Origin of the sequence: Metabacillus herbersteinensis, from assembly GCF_042433335.1 — a bacterium.
Lineage (GTDB): Bacteria > Bacillota > Bacilli > Bacillales > Bacillaceae > Metabacillus > Metabacillus herbersteinensis.
The window spans coordinates 1-1,176 of the sequence record NZ_JBHLVO010000087.1; the positions used below are offsets into that span (position 1 = coordinate 1).

At 35.0% G+C, this 1,176-nt stretch carries 1 pseudogene; it reads left to right on the forward strand.

The window, feature by feature from the left end:
* Positions 1 to 1,176 (forward strand): annotated as a pseudogene (locus tag ACFFIX_RS27795) (IS3 family transposase); the annotation flags it as partial.

The window sequence follows — 1,176 nt, forward strand, 5'->3', positions numbered from 1 at the left end:
AAAGTGGCCAAGGCAGATTTTCGAGGAGAATGGTTTTGATATTGAAGTCATTGGTATTGTCAGAGTACAAAGGGCTGCCTCCAGATGGCGTACTACTTATAATAAATCAGGAGTATTGGGACTTAGGGATACACGTAGTGATAATTCGGGGAGACCAACTCAGAAGGAGCTTTCTCTAGAAGAAAAGAATGCTAGATTAGAAGCACAAATTCAATTGTTGAGAGCTGAGAACGAGTTACTAAAAAAGTTAGACATGATGGAAAGGGGGCTGGAGAAAAACGAGTAAAAGTCTCTGCTGAACAGAGTTTTCTTTTAATACGTTCAGTAATAGAAAAGTACGAACTTAAAAATATGGTGAGGTACTTATGCGAAATTACGGGAGTTTCTCGCTCAGGTTTTTATAACTACTTTTCTTCTGAATCTCAGGAAAGAAGAGAACAAAGAGAAGAAAAAGACTTGATACTTAAAGGAAATATTTTAAAGGCTTTTCATTTTAAACGCCGCAAAAAAGGTGCACGCCAGATTAAGATGACGTTAGAAGGACAGTTACAAATTACATACAATTTGAAGCGAATCCGAAGAATTATGAAGAAGTACAAGATTGTATGTCCTACCAGAAGAGCTAACCCTTATAAGAAAATGTTGAAAGCCACTCAAGAACACACTGTACTGCCCAATTTATTAAACCGTGATTTTAAACAAGCAATTCCAGGAAAAGTACTACTCACTGATATTACATATTTATATTACGGTAATGGTTTAAAGGCATATTTATCCACCATTAACGATAGTTCAACGAATGAAATACTTGCATATACTGTGTCCAGTCGAATGACATTAGATATAGCTACTGATACATTAGAAAAGCTAATGAAGAATAAACGAGTAAAATTTTCAGAAGGAGCTTTTATTCACTCTGATCAAGGAGTCCATTATACTAGTCCAACCTTTCAAAAACACTTAAGAAAATTAGGTCTTGGACAATCAATGTCAAGAAGAGGAAACTGTTGGGATAACGCTCCCCAAGAGTCATTCTTTGGTCACTTCAAAGATGAAGCCTATATAAAACAGTGTAATACTTTGGAAGAACTTAAAAGAGAAATAATAAATTATATGACGTACTATAACAATTTCAGATATCAATGGAACTTAAAGAAGATGACTCCTGTTCAATAC